Origin of the sequence: Mesorhizobium sp. WSM4884 (assembly GCF_029625675.1) — a bacterium.
Taxonomy (GTDB): Bacteria; Pseudomonadota; Alphaproteobacteria; order Rhizobiales; family Rhizobiaceae; genus Mesorhizobium.
In genome coordinates this window covers 1-246 of sequence record NZ_JARTVO010000086.1, presented here as the reverse complement: position 1 = coordinate 246, position 246 = coordinate 1, and the positions used below count along the sequence as shown (strand labels likewise).

1 protein-coding gene is annotated in these 246 nt (G+C 61.4%); it reads left to right on the top strand.

Annotation, left to right across the window (positions count from 1 at the left end; all coding sequences use genetic code 11):
* Positions 1–246, top strand: a 246-nt coding sequence (locus P9236_RS30765; protein ID WP_278078221.1) for a glutathione S-transferase N-terminal domain-containing protein, incomplete at both ends; no start/stop codon positions are given.

The window sequence follows — 246 nt, the reverse complement described above, 5'->3', positions numbered from 1 at the left end:
ATTATCGATCCTCCACCTCATACAGGGTGCGGATCGCGCTGGAGATGAAGGGGCGTGCCTACACCTATGTGCCCCACCATCTGCGCCATGGCGAGCATCTCGAGCCCGCCTATCTCGCGGTCAATCCGCAAGGGTTGGTGCCGGCGCTGGTGCTCGACGACGGAACGCTTTTAACCCAGTCGCTGGCGATCATCGAATATCTCGACGAGATCGAGCCCGAGCCGCCGTTGTTGCCCAAGGATGCGC